The organism is Vibrio sp. 1751 (genome assembly GCF_033339895.1).
GTDB lineage: Bacteria > Pseudomonadota > Gammaproteobacteria > Enterobacterales > Vibrionaceae > Vibrio > Vibrio alginolyticus.
Map to the genome: position 1 here is coordinate 2,813 of NZ_JAWOVM010000127.1, position 5,924 is coordinate 8,736.

The window sequence follows — 5,924 nt, forward strand, 5'->3', positions numbered from 1 at the left end:
TCCAGCGAGTTTAAGTGAGACTAGGAATCGGGTTACTGCTCGCTAGGAAATGACGATAACTTTCGCACTTCAAAGCAGTCGGTGAGTAGATCCTGAACCACGCTCGTCCCTCGCTGTTCAGGATGACGGATGTTGGAAGATATATTGCTCGCCACACCCCTAGATATTAGAGCAGTTTCAAGATAACGTCATTCCAGCGAGTTTAAGTGAGACTAGGAATCGGGTTACTGCTCGCTAGGAAATGACGATAACTTTCGCACTTCAAAGCACTCGGTGGGTAGCTCCTGAATCACGCTCGTCCCTCGCTGTTCAGGATGACGGATGTTGGAAAATGCATTGCTCGCCACAACCCTAGGTATTAGAGCAGTTTCAAGATAGCGTCATTCCAGCGAGTCTAGACGAGACTAGGAATCTGATTACAACTCGCTGGGAAATAGCGATAGTCTACGAACCTCAAAGCACCCGGTGGGTAGCTCCTGAATCACGCTCGTCCCTCGCTGTTCAGGATGACGGATGTTGGAAGATATATTGCTCGCCACAACCCTAGTTATTAGAGCAGTTTCAAGATAGCGTCATTCCAGCGAGTTTAAACGAGACTAGGAATCTGATAACAGCTCGCTGGTAAATGACGAGAACTTTCGCACTTCAAAGCACGTGATTAGTAGATTCTGAATCACTTCGTCCCTCGCTGTTCAGGATGACGGATGTTGGAAGATATATTGCTCGCCACAACCCTAGTTATTAGAGCAGTTTCAAGATAACGTCATTCCAGCTAGTTTAAGTGAGACTAGGAATCGGGTTACTGCTCGCTAGGAAATAGCGATAACTTTCGCACTTCAAAGCTCTCGGTGGGTAGATCCTGAATCACGCTCGTCCCTCGCTGTTCAGGATGACGGATGTTGGAAGATACATTGCTCGCCATCCCTCAGGTATTAGAGCAGCTCTAAGGTAGGGTCATTCCAGCGAGTCTAGACGAGACTAGGAATCTACTAACAACTCACTGGAAAATGGCGATAACCTTAGAACTTTACAGCACTCGGTGAGTAGATCCTGAACCACGCTCGTTCCTCAATGTTCAGGGTGACCGTTTTAAATAAAAATGCCGCTCACAGTAAAGTGAGCGACATACATTTCCCGTTTCCAGCCTCGGCCAGATTTAATTCAACTCCACGTTCTTCATCTCAGGATGCTTTAGCAATATCACACGAATCCAGTGATGCACCACCCACATCACCATCGCGGCGAGCAGAACAGCAACGAAAATCGAGCTGAACCGGTACAAGATCGAAAAGAACGCGTCTTTTTGTTCTGGCACCAATGAAGTCGTCAGCGGAACCGATAGGGCAGACATGGCAGAAAACGCGATAGCCGCTTTAATTTGCCCCTTTGTGAGCCACAAGCAGAATGGCCCCATTGCAATGGTAAAGGCGAGCCAAAAGAGTAGCCCATGCCCATACCAACTGCCCAATATCAGCTGAACAGCCATCCCTGCGATGCAGCCTAGTGCGGTGCCGATGATGCGAATTTTTGCCATGGCGAGCGAGCCTGCTAAAGTCATTGGGGTTAGGATGATCAAAATGGAAGCTTGTGCGGATAACGAGTCATATAAGTCCGCTACTTGGAATACGATAAACGCCGCCATCGCCACTACCCAACCCATGGCAACTTGGCTGATGTAGTCAATATCGCTTTTCACTGGGGTCGACATCTCAATGTGCTCGGTGGGGGACTTTGGCTCAGGGAACAACCAATACGCGAATGCGCAAACAAAAATATTGCTGAACGCCATCACCCACATGTTGACATTGAACTCTTCAATATCCATGAAGTTATAGCTGGCAAAATTCAACACAATTGAACCCACTAACAGCCCCATGTAACCAAACAAATAGGTTTTCTGGTTCATCATCGCAATGCACTTGAACAGCATCATGATTCCGACGGCTACGGTCATTAATGTTGGATGAAACTGCAAGTATTCCAGCAAAAATGTGGCTTGTATGGTTGTCCACACCGCAGAGAAAAACACGATCAATAAAGCCGCTAGATTAAAGTGGTCCATTCTGCCCAATATAAACAGCGGCATCATGATGGCAAAAAATCCGTAAGACCAACCGAAGATCATGCTTAGCGCGAGCCCTAAAGAGCAGCCGAACCAAATTCGTAAGGTTTTCATTGTCGCCGCCTAGTAAATGAAGTGGAACCAGCTTACGAGGTGAATCTGTGCTTGCGCCATCAACTGCCAGAAAATGCTGTTGTCTGGGTACAAAACAATGGTAGCGCGAGAGCCGACAAACAGTGCTGGTGGTAACTCTTCGCTGCTGGTTAGGTTCACTCGTGTACGCTGCGCATCACGTACCCAGCGGTTGTTCACTTCCACTTTGGTCAGTGCGCCATTAGGCGTTTGTTGTGCGGCTGCTACACCGTAATCGCGGCTAGCTAAATCAAAGTCGTACACCGAACCTGGGTTGGCATCAAATGTGACCAAGGCGTGGAAAGTCTTGTCTACGTTCGCGACGGATTTTTCACGAAAATCAGCGGCTACCCAGAGTGATCCTGTTGGTACAAATGTCAGCAATGGCATGTTGGTGTTTGCCATAGTGCCAACTTCTAGTTGCAGGTTGGTCACGACACCATCACTGGGAGCGAGTACCGCGGTATTTGCCAAATCAAGTTGCGCCTTTTCGATGCCGTTTTTGGCAATTCGAACGGCGGTGCTTTGACCTTTTTGATCGCCTAATTGCGCCTCAATGACTTTTAAGTTTTGTCTTTCCGCTTTAAGCGCTGCACGTGATACCTGATTTTGGGCAAAGGCATTATCGAGTGTCGATTGAGAGATGACTTTCTGCTTCGATAACGTCAGTAAGCGGTTGTATTCGCGGTGTGCATTATCAAATGTCGCTTGTGCGCGGGCAATATTGGCAAGAGCGGCTTCGCGTTGAGAATACAGCGTTGCTTCTTTTTCATAAGCGGATTGCAGAGACAGCTCCGCCTGTTCAAGTGCTATCTTGTATTTACGATCATCAATCGTAAACAACACATCGCCTTTTTGAACGGACTGGTTATTCTCGATGAGAACGTCGGTCACTTTACCAGATACCTCGGGCGCGACTTGGACAACGTATCCTTGCACTCGTCCTTCGGTCGTTAAGGGGGCGTGGCGGTCAGCAATGATAATGTACAAAAATAGTACGATGAACAGGACAATCAAAGTTCGCATCCAGTGTTTGAATTTTTGGTCAGCCGTCATTACAAGTTCCGTTAAACATATTGGATAGCGGATTATAGAGAAGTCACTCACAATTCAGTAGAATGATAATACGAACATAAATGACCTAAAAATAGGACAATGAACGTTAGTTTTGATGATATTTACCTATTCACTCAGACGGTGGTTCACGGCGGTATAAGTGCAGCGGCAGAGGCGAATCAACTACAACGATCAAAAGTGAGTCGTCGCCTGCAAGAATTAGAGAAATCGCTCGGGGTACAGCTTTTGATTCGCACAACACGCAGCATTGAGTTGACGGAGCACGGGAAACGCTTGTTTGAGTTGGTGGGGCAGCCTATTGACCATATTCAGCAAGGTTTAAATGCCATGCACGAATATCAACAAGAGCTGACGGGCAAGGTGCGTTTAGCCATTCCTTCCGCATTGATGAGCTCTGCCGCGTTTAACGCGATCATCACCGAGTACACAACGCGGTATCCGGATATTTCGGTCGAGATTGAAAACCATCAAGAGAGTGTCGATCTCAAGCGTCAATCGTTTGATTTGCAGCTTCTTCCGAGCGTGGTCAAAGTCACCGATGACAGCTATGTGCAGTTCAGTCTTTTGCCTTATCGTAGTCACTTTGTTGCGTCAAAAGCCTATCTAGAATCGCATCCGCCAGTAAAAACGGTGGAAGATCTTAAGCAGCATCGCCTTTTAACTAATCGTTACAATGCTGATTTGCTCGATTCAGATCTGCATGTGGCGTTGCGCTCGGACGACCTCAACTTGCTGCGCTCGATGGCGATAGCAGGAAACGGCATCGCGTTTATTCCACAAATTCATTCCAAGCCTGCATTGCGAGATGGTTTGTTGGTCGAGGTGCTGCCTCAATTCGCGCATCCGAAGCAGCATCTTACTCTGATTTATCCCTCGGCCTTATTTCTGCCCAATAAAGTCAAAGCCTTGATTGAGCTAATTCGAGAGAAATTTAAATAGTCAGTTCAAACCACTCTTAACTAAGAGCAAATGTGTGAGCGAAGGTCATCTTTCTAGGTTTTAGTGCTCTAACATGAAAGGATTCTGATACATTAACTATTGCTCAACTTGTTGAGTATGGTTTGTGGTCGCACAAGATAGGAGATGGAAATGTTATCGAAAGGAAACACGGGCCTGATTGTGGTGGATGTTCAGGGCAAACTCGCTACATTAATGCATGAAAGTGACGCTCTGATTGAAAATATCACGAAACTGGTAAAGGGCGCCAAAGCACTAGATTTGCCTATTCGGTGGCTAGAACAGAATCCAGAAAAATTGGGCCCAACCGCGGAGCCGATTCGTGAAGTGCTTGAAAGCACGCATTTACCTATTACCAAGTACACGTTTGATGGTTGCAAAGAGGCGACGTTTAAGGTCGCGGTGGAGAACGCGAAAGTTGATACCTGGTTGGTTTGCGGTATTGAATCCCACATTTGCGTCTATCAAACCGCGGTTTCTCTGCGTCAGTCCGGTTATCGCGTTGAATTAGTCACAGATTGTGTATCTTCCCGAACCGCTGCCAATAAAGCGCTCGCTCTTGCGAAGTTAACCGCAAACGGTGTGGTGCTCACTGGGTTAGAAATGTGTTTGTATGAAATGGTCGAAGATTGCCGAGTACCTGAATTCAAAGAAATTCTGGCGCTCATCAAATAGTGGAATCACTGTAATCAGCAACAACTTTATTTGAACACGCTATTCAAATTCTCGTTGATATCTTGGCAACATCGACTCGTTGCCAAGTAACCCGCCTTGGTGAATGTAAATCACCGTTCTATCTGTGTTCTCTTCCAACCAAGGGGTGAGGCATTGCCACATATACGGGTCGTATAACAGGTCAAATTCGAGGTCGGTTTGTTCAAAGAGTGCTTTCCATGTGATGTAATCTTCTTCGTACAAGCGGCCAAAATGGTGTTTGTTGCGCACGCTTAAAATGGTTGGGTGGCTGTTTTCACCGAGCTGGTTGAACTGCTCAGTTAAGTAATCTGCATCGCCTACGCAAGGGCAAGTTAGCACTTCTATGCCGTGTGGGCTTAAATGTTTATGAAGATATAAAGCGGTCGTGCCAGTGCCTGATGGCAGGGCGACGGTAAACTGTTCTTTACCTCTCAATCGCGTCCAATCAAGAATTTCTCGTGCTAACTGTTTGATGCCAGCTTCAGCGAGGTGGGAACGTCCACCCTCTGGAATAAGCAATGTCGACTCATCTAATCTTCGTACCTGGTGGACGTATTCAATAGGGTGGAGTTCGCTACCGATGTCTTGCATGGCGGTGATTTTCATACCCAAATCGAGAGCGCCGCGATAGTTTCCGATGGGGGAGCTTTTTAGCCAAGATGGAATGTGATGAACATAAAACTCAAATGCCCAACCTTTAATCTGGGCGAGAGCCGCTAGCGAGTACATGGCATTAGATTGAGCGGAGCCAAAGCTTATTAACGTGGTGATGTCGGAATTTTGCTCTTCCATTAACGTCATAAACTTACGTGCTTTGTTCCCAGAAAAGTGAGAATGCAGCATGTCATCACGCTTAAGAAAAAACGTATGACCGTTGAAGTTGTGTTGAGTTATCGGGCTTTCAGAGAGTTTCATGTGACTGCTGACGTGTCCAACCACGCGACCTTGCCGTTAAAAAGGGCGCGTAGTGTAACGCCATTAAACCCAGATAAAAAGTCTG

At 46.8% G+C, this 5,924-nt stretch carries 5 protein-coding genes; 2 read left to right on the forward strand and 3 right to left on the reverse strand.

What is annotated here, in order from left to right; all coding sequences use genetic code 11:
* Positions 1-1,156: 1,156 nt before the first annotated feature.
* Together R7041_RS21695 and R7041_RS21700 are read right to left on the reverse strand one after the other, a co-directional pair.
* Positions 1,157-2,176: a DUF2955 domain-containing protein gene (locus tag R7041_RS21695; protein WP_064368615.1), complete on the reverse strand. Its 1,020-nt coding sequence runs from the start codon at positions 2,174-2,176 to the stop codon at positions 1,157-1,159.
* A 9-nt stretch (positions 2,177-2,185) separates the two neighbouring features.
* A complete protein-coding gene (locus tag R7041_RS21700; protein ID WP_064368614.1) occupies positions 2,186-3,250 on the reverse strand; it encodes an HlyD family secretion protein in 1,065 nt (354 codons plus the stop codon).
* Between the two features lie 99 nt (positions 3,251-3,349).
* Between R7041_RS21700 and R7041_RS21705 the strand changes: the two genes are divergently transcribed.
* Both R7041_RS21705 and R7041_RS21710 read left to right on the forward strand, forming a co-directional pair.
* Complete coding sequence (locus R7041_RS21705; protein WP_005494676.1) at positions 3,350-4,210, forward strand: LysR family transcriptional regulator; 861 nt, start codon at positions 3,350-3,352, stop codon at positions 4,208-4,210.
* 150 nt (positions 4,211-4,360) lie between these two features.
* Positions 4,361-4,903, forward strand: coding sequence for an isochorismatase family protein (locus tag R7041_RS21710; RefSeq protein ID WP_206949243.1), 543 nt, complete (start codon positions 4,361-4,363; stop codon positions 4,901-4,903).
* Between the two features lie 39 nt (positions 4,904-4,942).
* Here the strand turns inward: R7041_RS21710 and R7041_RS21715 are convergent, their stop codons facing one another.
* Positions 4,943-5,839: a 1-aminocyclopropane-1-carboxylate deaminase/D-cysteine desulfhydrase gene (locus R7041_RS21715; RefSeq protein ID WP_064368613.1), complete on the reverse strand. Its 897-nt coding sequence runs from the start codon at positions 5,837-5,839 to the stop codon at positions 4,943-4,945.
* Positions 5,840-5,924: the final 85 nt, after the last annotated feature.

Excerpts from the sequence above, each read along its gene's own strand:
- R7041_RS21695 (WP_064368615.1), bottom strand. The coding sequence starts at position 2,176 with ATGAAAACCTTACGAATTTGGTTCGGCTGCTCTTTAGGGCTCGCGCTA.
- R7041_RS21700 (WP_064368614.1), bottom strand. The coding sequence starts at position 3,250 with ATGACGGCTGACCAAAAATTCAAACACTGGATGCGAACTTTGATTGTC.
- R7041_RS21705 (WP_005494676.1), top strand. The coding sequence starts at position 3,350 with ATGAACGTTAGTTTTGATGATATTTACCTATTCACTCAGACGGTGGTT.
- R7041_RS21710 (WP_206949243.1), top strand. The coding sequence starts at position 4,361 with ATGTTATCGAAAGGAAACACGGGCCTGATTGTGGTGGATGTTCAGGGC.
- R7041_RS21715 (WP_064368613.1), bottom strand. The coding sequence starts at position 5,839 with ATGAAACTCTCTGAAAGCCCGATAACTCAACACAACTTCAACGGTCAT.